General features: G+C 32.4%; 19 protein-coding genes and 7 tRNA genes. 25 read left to right on the top strand and 1 reads right to left on the bottom strand.

Translation table 11 applies throughout. The annotated features are described in order from the left end of the window. The first annotated feature begins 388 nt into the window (after positions 1–388). From GWR14_RS06505 to GWR14_RS06425, 17 genes are all read left to right on the top strand, one after another. Complete coding sequence (locus GWR14_RS06505) at positions 389–928, top strand: hypothetical protein (protein ID WP_163408221.1); 540 nt, start codon at positions 389–391, stop codon at positions 926–928. 3 nt (positions 929–931) lie between these two features. Continuing rightward, positions 932–1,669, top strand: a complete 738-nt coding sequence (locus GWR14_RS06500; protein ID WP_163408220.1) for a hypothetical protein — start codon at positions 932–934, stop codon at positions 1,667–1,669. A 65-nt stretch (positions 1,670–1,734) separates the two neighbouring features. Next, positions 1,735–2,751: a T4 RnlA family RNA ligase gene (locus GWR14_RS06495; RefSeq protein ID WP_163408219.1), complete on the top strand. Its 1,017-nt coding sequence runs from the start codon at positions 1,735–1,737 to the stop codon at positions 2,749–2,751. 72 nt (positions 2,752–2,823) lie between these two features. Continuing rightward, positions 2,824–4,101: a methyltransferase domain-containing protein gene (locus tag GWR14_RS06490; RefSeq protein WP_163408218.1), complete on the top strand. Its 1,278-nt coding sequence runs from the start codon at positions 2,824–2,826 to the stop codon at positions 4,099–4,101. A gap of 5 nt (positions 4,102–4,106) precedes the next feature. Beyond that, complete coding sequence (locus tag GWR14_RS06485; protein ID WP_163408217.1) at positions 4,107–5,291, top strand: DNA ligase-like domain-containing protein; 1,185 nt, start codon at positions 4,107–4,109, stop codon at positions 5,289–5,291. Positions 5,292–5,298: 7 nt separating this feature from the next. Further along, positions 5,299–6,204 (top strand): phosphatase domain-containing protein, encoded by a 906-nt coding sequence (locus tag GWR14_RS06480; RefSeq protein ID WP_449528530.1) that lies wholly within the window; start codon positions 5,299–5,301, stop codon positions 6,202–6,204. Positions 6,205–6,306: 102 nt separating this feature from the next. Then, positions 6,307–7,107: a TatD family hydrolase gene (locus tag GWR14_RS06475; RefSeq protein ID WP_163408215.1), complete on the top strand. Its 801-nt coding sequence runs from the start codon at positions 6,307–6,309 to the stop codon at positions 7,105–7,107. A gap of 96 nt (positions 7,108–7,203) precedes the next feature. Further along, positions 7,204–7,920, top strand: a complete 717-nt coding sequence (locus tag GWR14_RS06470) for a DUF434 domain-containing protein (protein WP_163408214.1) — start codon at positions 7,204–7,206, stop codon at positions 7,918–7,920. Between the two features lie 4 nt (positions 7,921–7,924). Next, positions 7,925–8,611, top strand: a complete 687-nt coding sequence (locus tag GWR14_RS06465) for a hypothetical protein (RefSeq protein WP_163408213.1) — start codon at positions 7,925–7,927, stop codon at positions 8,609–8,611. Between the two features lie 2 nt (positions 8,612–8,613). Beyond that, complete coding sequence (locus GWR14_RS06460; protein ID WP_163408212.1) at positions 8,614–9,984, top strand: SDR family NAD(P)-dependent oxidoreductase; 1,371 nt, start codon at positions 8,614–8,616, stop codon at positions 9,982–9,984. 78 nt (positions 9,985–10,062) lie between these two features. Then, a tRNA-Ser gene (locus GWR14_RS06455) sits at positions 10,063–10,136 on the top strand. Positions 10,137–10,402: 266 nt separating this feature from the next. Next, positions 10,403–10,475 (top strand) — tRNA-Asp (locus GWR14_RS06450). A gap of 16 nt (positions 10,476–10,491) precedes the next feature. Next, a tRNA-OTHER gene (locus tag GWR14_RS06445) sits at positions 10,492–10,563 on the top strand. A gap of 399 nt (positions 10,564–10,962) precedes the next feature. Beyond that, positions 10,963–11,715, top strand: coding sequence for a nucleotidyltransferase domain-containing protein (locus GWR14_RS06440; protein WP_163408211.1), 753 nt, complete (start codon positions 10,963–10,965; stop codon positions 11,713–11,715). 292 nt (positions 11,716–12,007) lie between these two features. After that, positions 12,008–13,120 (top strand): hypothetical protein, encoded by a 1,113-nt coding sequence (locus GWR14_RS06435; protein WP_163408210.1) that lies wholly within the window; start codon positions 12,008–12,010, stop codon positions 13,118–13,120. After that, a complete protein-coding gene (locus tag GWR14_RS06430; protein WP_163408209.1) occupies positions 13,117–13,596 on the top strand; it encodes a three component ABC system middle component in 480 nt (159 codons plus the stop codon). Before GWR14_RS06435 ends, GWR14_RS06430 begins: the two co-directional genes overlap by 4 nt. Further along, entirely contained in the window at positions 13,593–15,542 is a 1,950-nt protein-coding gene (locus GWR14_RS06425; protein ID WP_163408208.1) for a DUF3732 domain-containing protein, read from the top strand. The genes GWR14_RS06430 and GWR14_RS06425 overlap by 4 nt, the downstream gene beginning before the upstream one ends. Positions 15,543–15,682: 140 nt before the next feature. On the opposite strand, the gene GWR14_RS06420 is transcribed toward GWR14_RS06425, so the two are convergent. Beyond that, complete coding sequence (locus GWR14_RS06420) at positions 15,683–16,081, bottom strand: helix-turn-helix domain-containing protein (protein WP_163408207.1); 399 nt, start codon at positions 16,079–16,081, stop codon at positions 15,683–15,685. A 167-nt stretch (positions 16,082–16,248) separates the two neighbouring features. Between GWR14_RS06420 and GWR14_RS06415 the strand changes: the two genes are divergently transcribed. From GWR14_RS06415 to GWR14_RS06380, 8 genes are all read left to right on the top strand, one after another. Then, complete coding sequence (locus GWR14_RS06415) at positions 16,249–16,410, top strand: hypothetical protein (RefSeq protein WP_163408206.1); 162 nt, start codon at positions 16,249–16,251, stop codon at positions 16,408–16,410. Then, positions 16,407–17,489, top strand: a complete 1,083-nt coding sequence (locus tag GWR14_RS06410; RefSeq protein WP_163408205.1) for a nucleotidyltransferase domain-containing protein — start codon at positions 16,407–16,409, stop codon at positions 17,487–17,489. Before GWR14_RS06415 ends, GWR14_RS06410 begins: the two co-directional genes overlap by 4 nt. A 787-nt stretch (positions 17,490–18,276) precedes the next feature. After that, a tRNA-Arg gene (locus tag GWR14_RS06405) sits at positions 18,277–18,350 on the top strand. Positions 18,351–18,370: 20 nt separating this feature from the next. Then, positions 18,371–18,443: transfer RNA gene (locus GWR14_RS06400), tRNA-Asp, on the top strand. Between the two features lie 102 nt (positions 18,444–18,545). After that, positions 18,546–18,617, top strand: a tRNA-Ile gene (locus GWR14_RS06395). A gap of 23 nt (positions 18,618–18,640) precedes the next feature. Next, positions 18,641–18,713 (top strand) — tRNA-Leu (locus GWR14_RS06390). A 135-nt stretch (positions 18,714–18,848) separates the two neighbouring features. Continuing rightward, positions 18,849–19,427 carry an RNA ligase 1 family protein gene (locus tag GWR14_RS06385; RefSeq protein ID WP_163408204.1) on the top strand — a complete coding sequence of 193 codons (579 nt, stop codon included), beginning with the start codon at positions 18,849–18,851 and terminating at the stop codon, positions 19,425–19,427. A gap of 97 nt (positions 19,428–19,524) precedes the next feature. Further along, on the top strand, positions 19,525–20,115 hold the full coding sequence (locus tag GWR14_RS06380; RefSeq protein WP_163408203.1) for a 3'-5' exonuclease: 591 nt from the start codon (positions 19,525–19,527) through the stop codon (positions 20,113–20,115). Positions 20,116–20,119: the final 4 nt, after the last annotated feature.

Raw genomic sequence — 20,119 nt, 5'->3', positions numbered from 1 at the left:
TCCAATTTTAGGGGAGGAATAACGAAGCTGTAAAATCAGCAAGGTTATCCAGTTCGACTCTGGCACAGACAAAGCCCCGCCCAATTCTCTTATTGCTTTTTACTTCTTTTAAAAACTGAAAAATGTCGTGTGCAAAGAGCTACTTCGTTTAGGGATCAAAATAACTCTTGCCAATTATTACTTTTTCAAAAAATAAGATGCCGTATATAAGTGTTACTTCGTTGGTTGATTAGTTAGGTTCGAGTCCTAAATTATCACTTATAAACTATTGCTCTTAAAAAAAGAGTGTCGTCAGGAAATGGTTACTTCGATCCAAATGAAACTTAAACCATTCCTAAATATTACCTCTTTTAAAATTATTAATGTAAAAAATATAAATATTTACTTTATGATGACAATCAAAGATATCAAATACAAAGCTGAAAAAAGGTTTAAGAAAATAGAAATTAGCGATGATGTCTGGGGATTTCAGATACAACCAAATGCTAAATTTTTAAAAGGAATCAGCAGAAAAGAGATTGATGAACTGCAAATATTTTTTGGATTTGATTTTCCTTGGCAATACAGAGAGATGCTGTTAATTTTTTCAAATATAGATGCGGAGTGGATTTCAATTAATCCAGAAGACAAAACAGATATTGAGTATGAACGGAAAAACTTTTTTCATCAATATCCGGAGGATTATGAAAAGTCGAGATGGATTATTGATGATATTAATGAAAACAAATCTGAAGCAGAATTAGTTCTTACTCAAGCAGGGTTTGATGTTTCAAAAATAGTAGGATATATTCCAATGACTGGTTATCGCGTTCTTGTGGTATTTGAAGATAAATATCTTTCACCTGTTATTTCTGCTTGTGGTGCTGATATTATTATGTATGGAAATAATCTGCGAGAATATTTAAAAAATGAACTTTTAAGATTCTAAAAAATGAAACCGCCAATTTATCAAATATTTGGTTCTGAAAATTCACTCGATCTCGATTTGGTTTTCTTTGTAGAAGAAATGCCGGAAACGATTTTGGAAAAACTTTCGTTATCCAAAAAACTCAGTGAATCTATAACAAAATTTTATTCTGAAAAGAAAATCAACGCTAATCTTGCAGTGCAAAGAAATGGTCATTTAGTTGAGGTTTATAAAGGCACAACAGATGAATTGAATAATGCATTGTTTTATACGTATCAAAATCATCATCAGAAATTCGGAAATCAGATAACAAAACTTTTGGTTAGAGATATTGATTTGAAATTTTTAAGAAGTACCCGAATGATTTTGTCTTTTTTAAGCAAAAGTGAACACAGGATTTTAATTAAAAATGCTTTAAAAGGAAATTTAGACGAAAAGATTCAGGCATTAGAAAAAATAGATTTGAATCAAATTTCTTCTTTCGGAAAAAACATGAATCATTTAGATATTCTAAAATCAATTGCATTTCAGTTAGGACAAGCTATTTCGCTTCATGAAGGAAAAGAATTGTACACCAAAAATGAAATTGCAAATGTATTTCCTGATCTGAAAAAATATCTTTTGAGAGAAGAAAATTCAGATTTTGAAACCTTACAAAAATGGCTTTCTATTTTCATAATGATACTCAAAAGTAGAAGTTTTATAATGAAAAATAAATTGGAGTATAAATATGAAGATAAAAATCCTATAGCGCCAAAGTAAATATTTTTCACCACGCAAAATAATTACGCAGTCAATTTTGAACCTTTGTTCAAAGATTAGAACTCATGAATACAAAATTATTAAAAGAGATGATTTCGCAGAATTATGTCAAGGTAAACAAACATCCTGAACATGATCTGTATATTTATAACTATACTCAAAATGCCCAATTTGAGAAAGTGTGGAATGAAATCACAATAAGCTGTCGTGGTCTTATTCTGGATGCAGAGGGGAATGTTGTGGCAAGACCTTTTCCTAAGTTTTTCAACCTGGGTGAAATAGAAGATGAAATCCTTCCGGATACCACTTTTGAAGTGTATGATAAAATGGATGGTTCACTCGGAATTTTATATTGGATAAACGATAAACCTTTTATGGCAAGCCGTGGTTCATTTTCGAGCGAGCAGTCAGATAAGGCAAATGAAATGTTGCATGGAAAATATGAAGAAACCTGGTCGTTATTGGATAAAACCAAAACCTATTTATTTGAAATTATTTATCCGGAAAACCGAGTTGTTTTAGATTATGGAAAATCAGAAGAATTGGTTTTACTGGCAATTATTGATACAGAGTCAGGAAACGAATTTTCGCTAGAAAATATCGGATTTCCTTTGGTCGAGAAATTTGACGGGATCAAAGATATTCAGACTTTAAAAGAGATGGAACTTGCCAATAAAGAAGGTTTTATTATTAAGTACGCCAACAATTTTCGGGTAAAAATCAAATTTGAAGAATACCTCCGTTTACATAAAATCATTACTCAGGTTTCTAATTTGACTATTTGGGAATATCTAAAAAACAATCAGCCATTTGATGAAATTTTAGAACAGGTTCCAGATGAGTTTTTCAACTGGGTAAAACAAACAAAAGCCGATTTGGAAAATGAATTTAAAGCAATCGAAGATCAATGTAAATTAGATTTTAAAATTCTGGAATCCCGAAAGGAAACCGCTTTTTATTTTCAAACTTGTAAACATCCAAAAGTATTATTTTCAATGCTTGACGAAAGAGATTATTCAGAAATAATCTGGAAAAAGATCCGGCCAAAATTTGAAAAACCCTTTAATAAGGAAGAAGAATAAAAAATAATTTTAAACTGCGCAGAATTACTGCGCAGTGACAAAGCTATATTTGTCAGACAAAAAATAAACGCCATGATTATAAAAATAAAATCAGATAATAAATGCTTTTTGGACATCCTTCATAAAAACCCAAATACAGATCAGGGACTTTATATGAAGGAGTTGAGAAATGGAATTTTAATTGGAAACGTAATAGCCGAAAACGAATATCACTGTCTGTTTTTAGATGGTAAGCACAGTTATCTGCCTGAAGAAGGAAATCAAATCGATTTTCAGAGTCATTGCAGCCCATTATTGGCATTAAACATAATGAGTGAATTTTTTAATCATCTGTATAAAGAAAACAGCACTTTGGCGGCAACCGTGATTCCGTGGTTAGAGAAAAATTACGAAGCAGTAGATACAGAAAAATGTACGATAGAAGTTCCTACGTTTTTTATTGATTCAAATTGGTATAAAAACGGAAAATATCTGTTATCAAAATATATCGACGGAATTACACTTGTCAAAAAAACAGGAAACAATTTCGAACTAAAAATCGAAGGCGCTACAGTAAGAGAAGCTATGCAGAAATTCTCATTGGTATCATTGTTTTCGCATTTTACAAACAAATATGCTGTGTACACTTTTATTGATGATTATTTCATTCAGAAACATATCACAATGTTTACCAATCTTATCGGAATTCCGTATTTCGTATTTTATCTTTTTATAAAAAGAATTATGCGTTCTCCAAGTCAGTTTGAGAAATTTAAACCTCAGTTAGAAGCCTATTTTGATAACGAAATTCAGTTTGGATTTACAGATACGCATCAGTCGAGAAAAGAATTTATCTGCAGCAGAATTAATTTTGAAGAACCAATTTTGGATTTTGGCTGTGGTGAGTTACAGTATTACAAACAGCTTCATAAAAAAGGATTTAGAGAAGAATATTATGCTTACGACGAAGTTGATTTTAAACATATTGCCGATAAAATTCAGGAATCAGACCGAACAGATAATTTGATCTGGACAGAAAATCTCGAAGAACTAAAAGGCTTTGAAGGACAGATTATTTTAAGTGAAGTAATCGAACATAATTCGGTAGAAGAAGCAAAAAACTTGTTGATCTGGATTAGGGACAATACCAAATTTACTCAGTTATTTGTCACAACGCCCGACAAAGAATTTAATGTAAACTACGAATTGACAGAAGAATTCAGACATGACGATCATGATTTCGAATTATCAAATGCAGAGTTCGTATCGCTTATAAATGAAATTTTTCCAAATCCGAAAGAATTTCACGGAGTAGGAGATTGTGTAAAAGGAGTTTATCCGACAAGTGCGGTAATCATTCAAAAAAAGTAGAAAAAATGTTAGACTTTAGAGTAAGAAATAGGATAGACTGGTTTTGTAAAAACAAAATCAATGATTTTTCGCCAACTATTTCGCCAGCGCCAAAATACAAACCGAAGAACGAAATAGAAAGTATTGAAACAGCGATTCATTATTATGTAGAAAGTGGTGTGACCGAATTTGTGGTTCAAAAGAAATACATGGGATCTTACTGTACCATTTATTTAAAGAGAAACATCGAAGAAACGTATTTTGTTTCCAGAAACGGTTTTAAGCTGGATCATATCAATACAGAGCAGGCAATAGAAAGTCTGAGAGATTTACATGCTAAAATGCTTACAGATTTCCCTGAGTTCGAAACCCTTTTGATTGCTTCTGAATTATTGCCTTGGAAAGTGCTTGGAGGAGGATTAATCGAAAAAGAATTTACAGGCTACTACGACGCTTTGCAGACACAAAATTTGTATCTGAAAGAATCCGGATTGATCGAAAAAATAATCAATGTCAAAAATGGCGAAGCGTTTACAACCTATGTTTCAGATAAAGAAAAGCTTTCTAAGAAAGAATTTGCAGCGAAACATAAAACGCACATTATACGTCAGTATGATGCTTTGCAGGCGATAAAAATTCCGGATTTAGAGAAACAGCAAGAATCATTGAATGTGTTTAAAAATCAGATTGATACCTTTGGAATTGAAGGCGAAATCTATTTTAAACCATTTACAATCTTAAAAGAAGTAAAAATTTCTGGTGAAGAAATATTGCCAAACAGCAATTTGACTTACGAATTGATAAACGATGATCCGTTTTTGCATTTGGAAATTACAGCTTCAAACAGAGAAGAAAAGCTGAAAGAAATTTATGCCTTTTTTGAAAAACTGACCGAAGCAAACGAAGAAGGAATCATGATAAAACCGATTCAGAATTACATTAAAGGTTTGCCACCCTGTTTTAAAGTCAGAAACAACAATTACCTGACGATGATTTATGGAGTGAATTTCCATCAGGATTTCGATTATTATTTAGATAAAAGAAACGTAAAAAGAAAATTAGAACAGTCTATAAACGGCTGGGAAATCAATCAGAAGATGCTTCAGATTCCTTATAAAGATTTAGGAGACGAAAATTATTTAATGCGTCTGCTACTTTTGAAAAGAATCAATAATGAAGAAATAGAAAAAACATTAGACCCGAGATTGTAACACGATTATAAAAATGAAAAAGACACCAACATTAACCATATTAGTCGGCTGTCCGGCATCAGGAAAAAGTACGTTTGCCGAATGGAAAATAAGAACTGAAGCCAAAACCATGAGAATTAGTCGTGATGAAATCAGGTTTTCGCAGTTTCAGGAAGTAATGGAACCAGCTGTAGAAAGTATGATTTCCAAAATCATCAATGTTCAGATTAAAACCCTGCTTTCAAATGGATGGAATGTAATTTTGGATACTTGCAACGTTAAAGCCGAATACCTGAAACAACCGGTAACCGAATTTTCAGAAATGGCAAATATCGAATTCAAAGTTTTTGATTTGCCGTTTGAAGAACTTTTGGACCGAAACAACAAAAGAGACCGAAAAGTTCCAAAAAAGGTAATCGAAAAAATGTATTACGAACTGAAGAGAACCAAAGAAAAGTTTGATTTCAAACCAATCAAAAAAGTCGATAAAAATCTGGAATACTGCGAGCAGAATCCGGAACTGCCAAAAGCAATTATCTGTGATCTTGACGGAACTCTGGCTTTAATGAACGGAAGAAACCCTTTTGATGCCAGCAAATGCGACGAAGACGAAATCAACAATCCGGTAGCAAATGTATTGAGGAATTACAAGAAACTAGGATATGAAATTTTACTGGTTTCCGGAAGAGAAGACCGATACAAAGAGCCAACATTACGATTCCTGCAAAAACATGAAATCGAATACGATCATTTGATCATGCGTAAAACAAAAGACAGCCGAAAAGATTCCATCATCAAAACTGAAATCTATAACGAATTTATAAAAGATAAATACTTCGTAGAATTTGTATTAGATGATAGAAACCAGGTTGTCGATACTTGGAGAAATGATTTGAAATTGCCTTGTTTTCAGGTGTATTACGGAGATTTTTAACAAGAAGCAAGAGAATAGAGTAAAGAAAATAGACTTTCAAACTAAGTGTAGAAGTCTTTGCTCTTTATTCTTTGCTCTTTTCTCTAAAATAAAAAACAAAAAATGAAAACATACATAGACATAGGAATTAACCTAACCAACAAACAATTCCACAACGACATAGACGATGTCGTACAAGACGCACTCGACGCCGACGTATCGCAAATGATACTCACAGGCACAAGCGTACGAAATAGTGAAGAATCGGCTAAGATTGCGAGGCAGTACCCGGGCGTGTTGTACGCTACGGCAGGCATACATCCGCATGATGCGAAAAGTTTTGATGCACAGAGCATTTCAAAATTAAAAAATCTGTTACAACAAAAACACGTAATTTCCGTTGGGGAATGCGGACTCGATTTTGATCGTGATTTTTCCCCAAGAAACAAACAAGAAGAATGTTACAGAGCCCAGTTAGAATTAGCGATTGAAGTTCAGAAACCTTTGTTTTTGCACGAAAGAGCCGCTTTTACTTCTTTTATGAATATCACAAAAGACTATCTGCTGAAACTGCCAAAAGGCGTTGTACATTGTTTCACAGGAAGTCTGCAGGAAGCCAAAACCTATCTAGATAACGGATTTTATCTGGGTTTTACGGGAGCAATTTCAGATGCCAAACGTTTCAGCCATTTAAAAGAAATCATTCAGTACGTACCGCTCGACCGAATGATGATCGAAACCGATGCGCCGTTCATGCTTCCGAAAAATGTTCCGAACAGCCTTTTGAAGAAATACCATGAACGCCGTTGCGAACCTGCTTTTCTGCCATATGTTGCCGGAACAATTGCGCAGTTTAAAGGAATTGCTTTGGATAAAGTTGCGGAGGAAACAACGAGGAATGCTAAGAACTTTTTTGGGATTTAGGAAAAAGATCCGAAAATAAAATTTAAAATATTCAGACTAAAGAAAATTTTGCGACTTAGCGTCTTTGCGAGATTAAAAATATACATTTACTAAACTATGACAAATCTCAAAAACCGAGGAAAAGAAGCCAGTGACGACGATTTATTTGGAACGGCAAAAATGCAGTTCAAACTAAAAGAAGCCGTAATCGATATGCATTATTTTTTAAGCAGAGGTTACGGCGAAAAATCGACTTTAACCTTAGTTGGAAACCGTTATAGATTAAATGCACGTCAGCAGCAAGCCGTTCGCGGAATGAGCGCTTCCCAGCAGCAAATCGAAAACAGAAAATCAAAAGAAATTCAAAGTCAGGAACTGGAAGGAAAAGAGATTTGTATTGACGGATTTAATGCTTTGATTTTACTCGAAAGTACTTTGTCGAATGCGTATGTTTTTAAAGGACAAGACGGTTTTATCCGAGATTTGTCGAGTGTTTACGGAACGTATAAAAAAGTGAATCAGACTTCGCAGGCTATTGAAATTATAACTGACTTTTTCAGAAAAGAAAAAATTAAAAAAGCAGTCTGGTTATTTGATAAACCCGTTTCAAACAGCGGAAAGTTAAAACAAATGATAGAAGAAATCGCTCAGAATAATAATTTCAATTGGGAAGTACAACTCGTAAATAATCCCGATAAAGTACTGGCCGAAAGCAGCTGGATTGCCGTAACATCTGATGCCTGGATTTTAGACAATGCCTCTGCAAATTTTAATTTAATGAAATACGTTCTGGAGAAACTAAATATAACCGAAACCATAATTTCCTGCGAATAAAAAAATGAATTCCAATCTCTTTTTCAATGAAATAAAAGCCATAATTCCAGATCTGAATTCGGAATGGAAAGAAAAATACGCTCGGTTTTTAACAGACGAAAATCTGAGTCTTTTTTCGGAAAATCTGATTTTATTGTACAATCAGAAAACAGAAATCTCGAGACTGCCTTATTTTAAAGAAGAAATTATCGTTTCATTGCAGGATGCTGTTTCCTATTTTAAAACTGCGCTGGAAAATTTTGAAAATGATTCAAATGAGTTTCGGAAAAGTTTAATTCAAGCATTCGAAAAAACACCTTTCGAAAGTATTTTACTTATTTCAGGACAGCGTTTAACTCCTGCGAGTGTGCGTGATGAAAACGGAATTCCGCCTGCAAAAGAAATTCTTTTAGAAAGTTGTTTTCAGCCTTATAATAAAGAAATTTCGATAGCAGCGAGAGCTTGGGAAAAACACGTGGGAAGAAATAAAAACAGTATTTTCGGAGAAATAAAAGGAAATACAATCCAGAAAAAAGAAAGGGTAGAAAACCTCATTCAGTACATCATCAGCCATAAAACATGGTGGAATATTTTCTATCATTACAAACACAATCTCGTATACGAAATTCGGGTAGAAAACGGACAAGGACTGCGCTGGACTGCCGACGGAAAACAGTTCATAGGATTTTTAGAAGACTTTTTAGAAGAATAAAAATGGAAACAGAAAACAAATATATTTTTAGTACCGAAGAATGGGAAACCTGCATAAAGGTTTTGCAGACTCTAAAAGACAATCCGTTTGAAAATCCGGACAATGATTTGTTTGCGGGGCTCATTACCAAGATTCATAAAAATGCCAAAAAGAATCTTCGCAGTGTTAGTTATTTTTCAAAAAAAGAAGAAGATCTTCAGGTAAGTCTGGGGGCGACTTTGGTTTCAAAAGCTTTAAACGGAGAAACCTTGTTTGCCGAAAAAGAAAATCCAGACGAACAGCAGTTTACCGAATTGCATCTCCCTAAAAACTGTTATGCCTGCAATAATTCGTATAAACTTGCCCATAGTTTTTACACTCGACTTTGTCCGGTTTGTGCCGAAGAAAATTATGAAAAGCGTTTTCAAAATATTGACCTGTCAGGACGAAATGTAATCCTAACCGGCGGACGTGTAAAAGTAGGTTTTGCAACGGCTTTAAAATTGCTGAGAAATAAGGCAAATGTTGTCCTTACAACCCGTTTTCCGGCACTTGCTTTAGAACAGTTCAAACAAGAAGAAGATTTCGAACAATGGAAAGACAACCTGATCATTTACGGACTTGATTTACGAAATTTAAATGCCATAAATGAATTTGTATCGTTTTACAAATCCAAATTTGATACTTTGGATATTTTGATAAACAATGCCGCGCAAACCATTAAATATCCCGATGAATATTACACGCCTTTGATTCAAAAAGAAGAAAATCTTTTGATTGGATTTTCAGCAAATTCAAAATTGATTGCCAATAAAACTCCGGTCGCTGCCGAAGTAAAAGCACTTGAATATGGATTTGAGGAAAAAACAGAAATAGCACTTTCACGTTTCGGACAGCCGGTTGATAATCGTGAGAAAACAAGCTGGAATTCGACTCTGGAAGAAATCAGTATGTACGAACTCGTTGAGGTGAATTTGATCAACCAGATTGCGCCTTATTTTTTGATAAAAGAATTGAAGTCGTTATTTCTGAATTCAGAATTCAGCGAACGTTTTATAGTCAATGTCACATCATCCGAAGGGATTTTCAGTTACACCAATAAAACGATTTTCCATCCGCACACGAATATGACCAAAGCGGCACTGAATATGATGACGCTTACATCTGCCAAAGAATTTGCTGAAGATTCGATTTATATGACCAGTGTAGATGTCGGCTGGATTTCGACCGGAGCCAAAGAAAGCCTTCGTAAAAAACAATTTGAAAGCGGTTATGTGCCTCCGCTGGATTCTGTAGACGGCGCGAGCAGAATTTTTGATCCAATAGTACAGGGAATCAAAGGAAGCAGTATATTTGGCGTTCTGCTAAAAAATTATAAAGTCTCAGACTGGTAAAAATTTGGATAGTAGTTTAATTGGAAAAATATTCCCACCACCGGAAAAGTTTTGGGTTCGAGTCCCAACTATCCTACTAAGGTGTTAGCTCAATTGGAAGAGCGTCAGTTTGCTAAACTGGAGGATGCAGGTTCGAGTCCAGGCACACCTTTCTTTTTTAGGTTCAAAGTTACAGAGATGCAAAGCAACAAAGTTTTTTTATCTGGGATAAATACACGTAATGTTTGTTATTTCGAGGAACGAGAGCACGAGCGATAGCGAACTGGCGAAGCAATCACACGCAATATTTGACAAAGATTTGCGATTTACGTTGCGAAGATTTGTTTCGCCTGTTCGTGTCTCTAACAGTTGAAATGACAAAAAGTACGTCAAATCTTGACTGTAAATAAAAAAATTAATGTCTTAACGGCAAAGTAAAAAGGTGTTAGCTCAATTGAAAGAGTACCTGCCCGTCACGCAGGAGGTTGCCGGTTTGAGTCCGGCACACCTTTCTTTTTTAAGAAATATGCGGTGTTAGTTCAACGGGAAGAACACTTGCTTCCACGCGAGAGGATGAGGGTTCGAGTCCCGCACACCGTACTTTTAAGATACAAAGAGACAGAATAACAAAGGTTTCTCATTTCATTTTGTCATTTTTGACGAAAGGAGATCCGGGCGATAACGAACAGGAGAAGCAAATCTTCGTGAGCAGCTCGACAATAGTTTGTAAGCATTGTAACCACAAAGTATTGTCATTTCGACGGAAGGAGAAATCACACGCGGGATTCGACAAAGATTGGAGACATTGGTTGTGGATTTTCTAGTGTGATTTGCTTCGCCTGTTAACTATCGCTCAAGTTTTCTTCGTCGAAATGACACAAATGGGATTTGAGAAAAAAACTTAGAACCTTAGCACCTTAGAATCTTAGCACCTTAAAAAAAATCAGGTGTAACTACCTGTTCCAAAACATTCCCGATTAATTACATTTGAAACCAGCCATGAAACCAGAAATACTAAAAAAGCTAAAACAAATCGAACTCGAAAAAGACGTAGAAATACTCTTTGTTGCCGAATCCGGAAGCCGTGCCTGGGGATTTGCTTCTCCGGACAGCGACTACGATATTCGATTTATCTACAAACACAAACCTGAGTACTATTTATCACTTTGGGAAAAACCGGACGTAATCGAATTCATGACCGAAGACGATCTTGACGGTTCCGGCTGGGACTTACGGAAATCCATAAAATTATTAGCAAAATCCAGCGGATCTTTGATGGAATGGCTGTTTTCGCCTGTTGTGTATTATGAGAACGAAGAATTTGCAAAACAAATGCGTGAGATAGCCACAGCATGTTTTTCGCCAATAGCAGTTTTGCATCATTATTTAGGAACGACAAAAAACTTTATGGAAGTCTGCGAAATGGAAGAAGTAAAACTAAAAAGTTATTTCTACGCCTTACGCACCGCTTTAGCCGGAAAATGGATTATAGAAAACAATACTTTTCCGCCCGTAGCTTTTGCAGATCTATTACCAATAGCACCGAAAAACATACAAGAAAAAATACTGGAATTACAAAAAATAAAAGCCACTCAGGACGAAAAATACCTGCACCCAAAAGAAACTTTGATAACTGATTTTTTATTGGAAACGGTACAATTTAATCAGGAAAATGCAAGTAAGTTGGGAAGCGGGAAGAAGATGAATGAGGAGTTGGATTTGTTTTTTAGGAAAACTTTATGGTTAAAATAAGCTATAAGTGCGACTATACTATTGGCATTTAAATCAGATGTTTTTACTTGGTTTGAAGACCTTTTGTTTATTTACATTTGAAGTCGAAGAAATTTTTTAGATTTATGGAAATCCGTAAAATTATTAGCAAAACTAACGCACCTTTGAACTGAAAAGTATTATTATTTAGGGATTATTTATTGGTGTATTTCATATAAAACAAAAAAATAAATTCATTTTATGTTAATAACTTAATGGTGTTATTCCTGTTAAATATTATAAATTAGCAAAACTCACTTTAAATGTAATAATAATGTCCAATATTGATGCGAGTACTAAAATATTAGGGTTTGAATACCAAAAAATGGTAGCTTTGATTAAATGTCTTGATGCAAAAAATAATACTGTAATTCATTTAGAATGTTTTGGAGATGTATCAGATGGAGATAAATCTATTGAAATAAAACATTCTATTTATGATAAAGAATTATACGATACACATATAGATTTTTGGAAAACACTTGGTAATATTATAGATAATCAAAATGATTTTAAAGATTACAATTACTTTATTTTACATACAACAGCTAAAATACGAATTGGGTCAATTTTTGAAAATTGGAATGAACTATCAGAGGTTGAAAAGGAAACAAAAGTTCTCTCAGTAATTTCAAACAAAACTATAAAAACATATTATGATAAAGTTACGTCTTGTAATTCAGTTGATTTAAAAAGTATTCTTAAACGATTTAAAATTGAAGATGAACAAAAAAATGCAAGAGAGTTTTATAGAGATGTTTTAATTGACCATCCAGTAATTACTACTTCAGTGCCTAAAAATAATATTGAATCTTTTTCATGTTTGCTTTTGGGATATATTTCTAAAAAATTGATAATCTCGAATGATTATGTTTGGAAAATTGATAAGAATGAATTCCAAATTGATTTTCAAGTGTATTTAAAAAATTTTCTTATTGATGATTTAATTTTTCCAAATATAAAAGTTGATCCAAAAACGATTATTGATAAAGGATATAAATTTACGGCAGAATTAAAAAACATAGATTACGAAACAAAAATTGCAAATGCATTAAATGATTATTTTAGAGCAAATATCAATAGAATTGAGATGCTCAAAAGTAGAAAATCACTTGCAAAAAGCTTAGATGATTTTGATGAAGAAATATTAGAAAGCTTTAATGATTTGAAAATTACTTTTGAAAATAAATTAGGACTTTCTTTATTTAATAATTATAAAAAAGATTCTAGATCTTTCTATGATAATCATCAAGAAAAAATTTCTTTAAAAAATGATTTGGTTGGTGTTAAATCAGATACGATAAAAAATTATTACCCAAAAGGTAGAACTCATAACATAATTGAAGAATATGATACTTCTTCTTGGAAATTAAATAAACCTAAATGAAATCACAAGAATTAGAACAATTGATTTTTAATCCATTCCATACAAGTAATATTCTTCATCATTTTTTATCAGGTGTTGATTCAAATAATACAAATGGAATTAAAACAGAACTTATAGGTATTGTTTTGCCAATAATTTATAATGATGTATTAGTAAATAATTTTTTATCAACACTAAACGTAAAGTCGAATTTTAAGTCATTAATATTGACATCTGAGTTTAAAATTTTCTCAACTCAAATAAATGAGGAAATTAAAAATTATAAAAGTCTAACCAATAATTCATTGATTGTTTTAGCAAATGCCGATCATTTGATTGTTAACGATTTTATAAAATTAAAAAACAGAATTGATTATCGTCATGAAACAGATCCAGGTTTGAAGATAATATATAAAGCTTCTTATAATTTGGGGAGAATTATATCAAAAGAAAATTATCTTTCAATATTTCTTAAATTAAAAATAACTGAGTTATGAATATCACAATAAAAAAAATTGTCATTTTTAATGATGATGGAGAATCTAGGTATATTAATTTTGAAGGAGGACTAAATATAATAACAGGAGATTCAAAAACAGGAAAAAGTGCAATAATAGAAATTATTGATTATTGCCTTTTCTCTTCACGATCAAGTGTTCCTAAAGGTAAAATAACTGATTTTGCAGAATTATTTGTTGTCATTTTTAAAATTAATGATTTCTATTTAATTGTTGGAAGACCCGCGCAAAAAACAGGTAATATGAATTATGCTTACCTAAATGTTGAGTCGGAATTTGAAGATTATTTAGAAGATATGAAAATATCATATTTTGATAATTTGAGTTTACGTACAATAAAAAATGATATTCAAACAGAATTTGAACAATATATTGGTTTAGCTATTAGTAATTTGAATAGTGGTAGCGAAGTAAGTAAATTAGAAAATAAAGGGAAGCTATCTATAAGAGATACTGTTTCTTTCTTGTTTCAGCATCAAAATTTAATTGCAAATAAGCATGCGTTATTTTATAGATTTGATGATATTATTAAAAGAAGAAGAGTAATTGAGTCATTACCGGTTCTTTTAGGTGCAGTTGATGAAAATTATTATGATTTAATTAGGCAAGAAAAAGAAAAGAATAGAGAAATAAAAACTGAAAAAATGATAATTGATAAAATGAAATTATCCAAAGAAAATGAAATTTCATTTTTAAAGAATTCCATTCAAGTTTACTATTCATTGATTAATCTTACTCTAGATGATAATTTAACAATAACTGATTTAAAAAAGATCGGTAAAAATTTACCAATTCCTCCTGAAATATTAAATGATCAATCAAAAGTTTATCTGGAGATTAACCGATTTGAAAAAGAAAGAAATTTAAAGTATATTGAAAAAGAAGAAATAGAAAAGGCATTGATAAATTTATATCAAACTAGCGATGACGGGTATGATTATGCTAAAGAATTAGTGAAAATTCATTCACATCAAAAGTATAATCAAAATTCAACTAATTTAATTTGTCCAATTTGTGACAGCACAAATAGTTCTTTAAATGAAAATATAGCAGTTTTAGCAACTTCAAAAGAAAAATTAGTTAACGAATTGGTTAAATTAGGAACTTTTTCAGATGACAATACTCCATTAATATCAAACTTAAAATTAGAAAAGAAGAAGATTGAGAAAGAAATAATTGATTTAACAAAAAATATTACTTTATTAAGTAAAGATAATAAGTCATTCACTGAGGCTAAAAATGTAAGAGAGCAGATCATTTATCAAAAAGGAAAAATAGAAAGCTTAATAACAGCCTTTTTAGAAACAAATAATCTAAAAGGGAATTCAAAGGATTTAGTACAATTAGAGAATGATTTGAAAATTATCAAAGAAAGTCTACTAAAATATAATCCAGAAAAATTCAAGCAAGATTCGGAAGTTTTTCTAAAAGAGAATATGAATAGGATTTGTGAAAAATTAGATTTCGAGGAAGAATTAAAACCTATTGATTTAAATTTTAATATCGAGGATTTTAGTTTTTATCATAAGAATAAAGATGGTAAAATTAGACTTGATGAAATGGGGAGTGGCGCTAATTGGCTGGCATCACATTTGTCTATATTCTTATCCTTTTTATATTTGAATTTGAAAAATGAAAAATCTGTAATACCATCATTCTTAGTTTTAGATCAACCAAGTCAAGTCTATTTTCCTCGATCATCAAAAAAAGAAGAGTTAACAGATGAAGACGATTTAATGAAGTTTGATGATAATATAGATCAAGTGAAAAATATTTTTAAAGTATTGAGTGAGGAAATAGAATTGATATATACAAATACAGGAATAAAACCTCAAATTATTGTTTTGGAGCATGCAAATGATGAGAGTTTTGAAAAGTTTATAATTAAAGATTGGAATAAATCCAAAGGTCAAGGATTGATTTAAAAATGCATATTAACAAACTATTTTGTCCTAAAATTTACTTTGTAAATCATAGTATAGTAGATCTAATTCCAATAAAAAGCAAAAAATGCGCAATTCTCATTGCGCATTTTATATTTGATAAATCTTCGTTATCAAGAATATTATTTCCCCTTCATCAATTTCTCTAAATACTCAACCTTGTCTTTTTCAGCCTGAACCAAACGTTCGTAAAGCTCGACAACTTTATCAAGAGGATTGAAAGTAGCATTCATACCTTGATTAAAGCTATTTCCTTGACTTGAACTATTGTCGTAAAAGTTATTGAAGAAATTAAAAACAGATTCTTCTGAAAAGTTTTCAATAGCTTCAACTGTTACGCCAAGAGCTTTTGCTACAGCGATAAGTTTATCGGTATCTATAGTTTCACTATTTTCTAAAACAGAAACGGCTTGCTGGTTTGTGCCCATAGCCTGCGCCAAAGCTTCCTGTTTCATATCACGAAGTTCTCTTATTCGGCTGATGTTTCGGCCTATGTGTTTTGGTTTTATTGCTGTGCTCATACTTCAAAGGTATTTAAAATTTTTAATAAAAACAGCCATCCGTAAAATACACCATTTTTTGATAAAATACGGTTTTCGTTGTTTTTTACCTGTCGTAAATATATTCTTTTTCTTATTTTAAAAAAAGCATTATTTTGCCAGTTGTTAGAACGTTAATAAAATAAAAAATGAAAGTAGAAGACTTAAAGTATGAAACAAAACTAGAAGTTTTAGTTTTGATAGAGCAAAATAATATTCCGGAAGCAGTTTCAATAGTTCATTCAGAATTAAAATGTGGTTTGAGAGTTGCTAAAGAAATTGTAGATAGTTTAAGAAATCAATTTAAATGACCATCCAGGACCTAAAATCCCAAAACCTAATCCTCTTCGAAGTAATTTCGGGAAGTAAATCGTTTGGGTTAAATACACCAACATCCGATACCGATATCAAAGGCGTTTATTATCTGCCAAAAGAAAAATTCTTTGGCTTAGATTATATTCCGCAGGTAAGTAATGAAACCAATGATGAAGTGTATTACGAAATTGGTCGTTTTGTAGAATTACTCATCAAAAACAATCCTAATATTTTAGAAATTCTCGCTTCGCCGGAAGATTGTGTCTTGTACAAACATCCGTTGATGGAGCAGTTAAAAATAGAAGATTTCCTGTCGAAACTCTGTAAAGATACTTTTGCCGGTTATGCCGTAACGCAAATCAAAAAGGCGAGAGGCCTGAACAAAAAAATCGTAAATCCGCTGCCGAAAGAAAAGAAAAGCCTTTTGGATTTTTGTTATGTATTGCATGAAGGGACAAGCCACGACTTGTCCGTACAGGGAGCAATTCCTATTCGGGATTGGTTGATAGAGCATTCTTTTGATGCATCACACATTGGATTAGCAAAAATGCCGAATGTAAGGGATATATTTGCGATGTTTTACGATCATGAGAAAACATTGGGTTACAAAGGAATCATTCAGAAAGAAACCTCCAATGAAGTTTCGGTTTCATCAATTCCAAAAGGTGAAAAACTGATTGGCTATTTATCCTGCAATCAGGACGAGTATTCAAAATATTGCAAAGAATACACCGAATACTGGAACTGGATCGAAAAGCGCAACGAAGACCGCTACAACACCAACCAGCAGCACGGAAAAAATTACGACAGCAAAAACATGATGCACACCATCAGGCTTTTACAGACTGCTGAACAGATTCTTTCCACCGGAAAATTAAATATCAGGGTTTCCAATCGCGAAGAACTTCTGGATATAAAAGCAGGAAACAGAGAATATGATGATTTACTGAAGATGGCAGATAATCTGATTGCTTCCATCGAAAATCATTATCAGACATCAACTTTACCCGAAAGACCAGATGAGCATAAAGCTATTCAGACTTTGATTGCAATACGGGAAAAATTATACCAATAAAAAACGAATTCCAAAGAGGATTTTTCTTTTTTAAAAATAGCTATTTTTAAATTTTGCTAAAAATTTGTTAATTTAAGATATAAAAAGCTACATTTGCACCCGAAATGAAAATACAAAACCAACATATCGACCTGTCAGCAGGACTAAAAAGAAGCTATTTAGTGGGAGAATTTCCGCTTAATAATACAGGACGCGATATGTATTTTATAAAATAGAACCGTAATTTGTAGTTACAAATTCGAAAAAATATAAAAAGCGTCTTGATTTCAAGGCGCTTTTTTTTGTTTAGTAAAGAAAAACGAAGCAAAAAATGAGTAAAAACACCTTAATCAAAAATTATTTAAAAAATTATTACAACAAATGCTTAATGAGTAGTCAAAATAGTGAAATACAATCTTAAGAAGTAATCCGATGAGAGACAGTCATTTGATACAATTAAGGATCTGCATCAGTATGCGGACAGGAATTTCTATTGATTTAATTTGAATATAACTAATTGATATTCAGTAAAATAATTCAAAAAATAATTTGGATAATTGATTTTTTCAACTTTATCTTTGCCGAAGAAAATCAGAACAAAGATTTTCATAAAAAAATGATTTCAAAATATAATACAACATATAAAATGATTTTTGATTTAAAAGTATACAGCGAAAGACAACTACACTCAAGACTAGATCTTGGATGTAACATAATACAGGTGCATGAATATGGACAATAGGATAGGTATATCTTATAAATCTTAAAAGCACCTTTAACCGGGTGCTTTTTTTATGCCCAAAAAAATGATTTTGTAGCTCAGTTGGATAGAGCGTCTGCCTTCTAAGCAGATGGCCGAAGGTTCGAATCCTTCCAAAATCACTTGTTCTCTAGAAGGAACTGGCTCATTGGGGTTACTGGCTAACCTTCCCGACTGTCTCTCGGGAGAAACGGGTTCGACTCCCGTATGAGCCGCTTTTGCTAAGGTACTAAGGAGCTGAGGCTCTAAGGTTCTGAGGTAATAGTTTAAAAAAACTTAGAACCTTAGCATCTTAGTACCTCAGTAGCTTAAAAAAAATGAGAAGAGAACGATGGTCGTTCGTCCGCCTTATATGCGGGAGGCTGCAGGTTCGAGTCCTGCTTCTCATTAATAATAAAAAACGATGAAAATTGCAGGAGTGGTGAAATGGTAAACACGGCTGATTTAGGATCAGTTTTTTGAGAGTTCGAGTCTCTCCTCCTGTACAAAATTTTCTAGTAAGAAAACGAAACGAATTAAAAATTAAAGCTAAACGACTCTGCGACTTTGGAGAGATGCAAACCAAAGTATAGAAAAAAGAAAACATAGCGATTTAGCTGCATAAAAAACAAAGAAAGAACATGAAAAAGATAAGTACATTATTTGCTAAAAACCCTGCTGATTTAGGAAGGGTAATTAATAAAATCAATATAGAAAATATTTGGGTAATTGAAGGAGAAGCCATTGCAACCAGAAAATTTGACGGTACATCAGCAGCTATCATTGGTGGAGAAATATTTAAAAGATTCGATGCTAAAAAAGGAAGAAAAATTCCAGCTGGCGCAATTCCGTGTCAGGAAGCCGATCCAGTTTCAGGACATCACCCGCACTGGTTAAAATGTGACCGATCCAAATCTGAAGACAAACATTTCTTTGAAGCTTTCGACCGTTTAGAAAACAAAATAGACGGAACTTACGAATTATGCGGACCCAAAATACAAGGAAACCCTGAAAAGTTTGAGAAACATACTTTGGTAAAACATGGTTCTGAAATAATCGATTTAGAAAATGTTGCCTTTGAAGATTTAAAAGTCTTCTTAATGAATGATGAAACAGATATGGAAGGTATTGTTTTCCATCATAAATCAGATGATAGAATGTGTAAGTTAAGAAAGTCTGATTTTGGTGTTAAGCGATTGGAAGTGGTGCTTAATGAATAGTAATAGTAAAGAATTATTAGAGATTAGCAGTCCTTCAGTTCCGGTATTTTTATGAGATGCGAACAGCAATTTCAAAAAAAAAGAAAGTATCGGAACATTGTTTATTTATTTAAAAATAATAGTTAAGAATTTGGAAATCATGGTGTTATATGATAAAATTATAGTGATTGATATTGAAGCAACTTGCTGGGAATCTAAGGAGGAAACACTCTTAAATCAGAGAGAAATTATCGAAATAGGAGTATGCAAGTTAATCTTATCGTCGGGAAAAATTGAAAATAAACAAAGTTTTTATATCAAACCAGAAGTTTCTCAAGTTTCTTCTTTTTGTCACCAATTAACTGGAATTACAAATGAAAAACTACAGACAGAAGGAACTTCTCTTGAAAAAGCATTGAAGAAAATTAATTCCAAATATTCGGCAAAGTATAGAACATTTGCCGGTTATGGCGATTTTGATAAAGAAATATTAGAACAAGAATGTAAAGCAAAAGCAATTGAAAATCCATTTAGAAATGACTATTTGAATATAAAGACACTTTTTAATTTAGTTTACCTTCAGGAAAAACCTCAAGGATTATTGAAAGAGCTGGAGTTAATAGGAGAATCTTTTGAAGGAGAGAATCATAATGGAGCGGATGATGCTTACAATGCAGCCAAATTGCTGTATAAAGTTTTAAAGAAATAAAAAT

The organism is Flavobacterium ajazii (genome assembly GCF_010614725.1).
Classification (GTDB): Bacteria; Bacteroidota; Bacteroidia; order Flavobacteriales; family Flavobacteriaceae; genus Flavobacterium; species Flavobacterium ajazii.
Note: the sequence above shows the minus strand (reverse complement) of the source record. Positions and strands in the feature narration are given on the sequence as shown.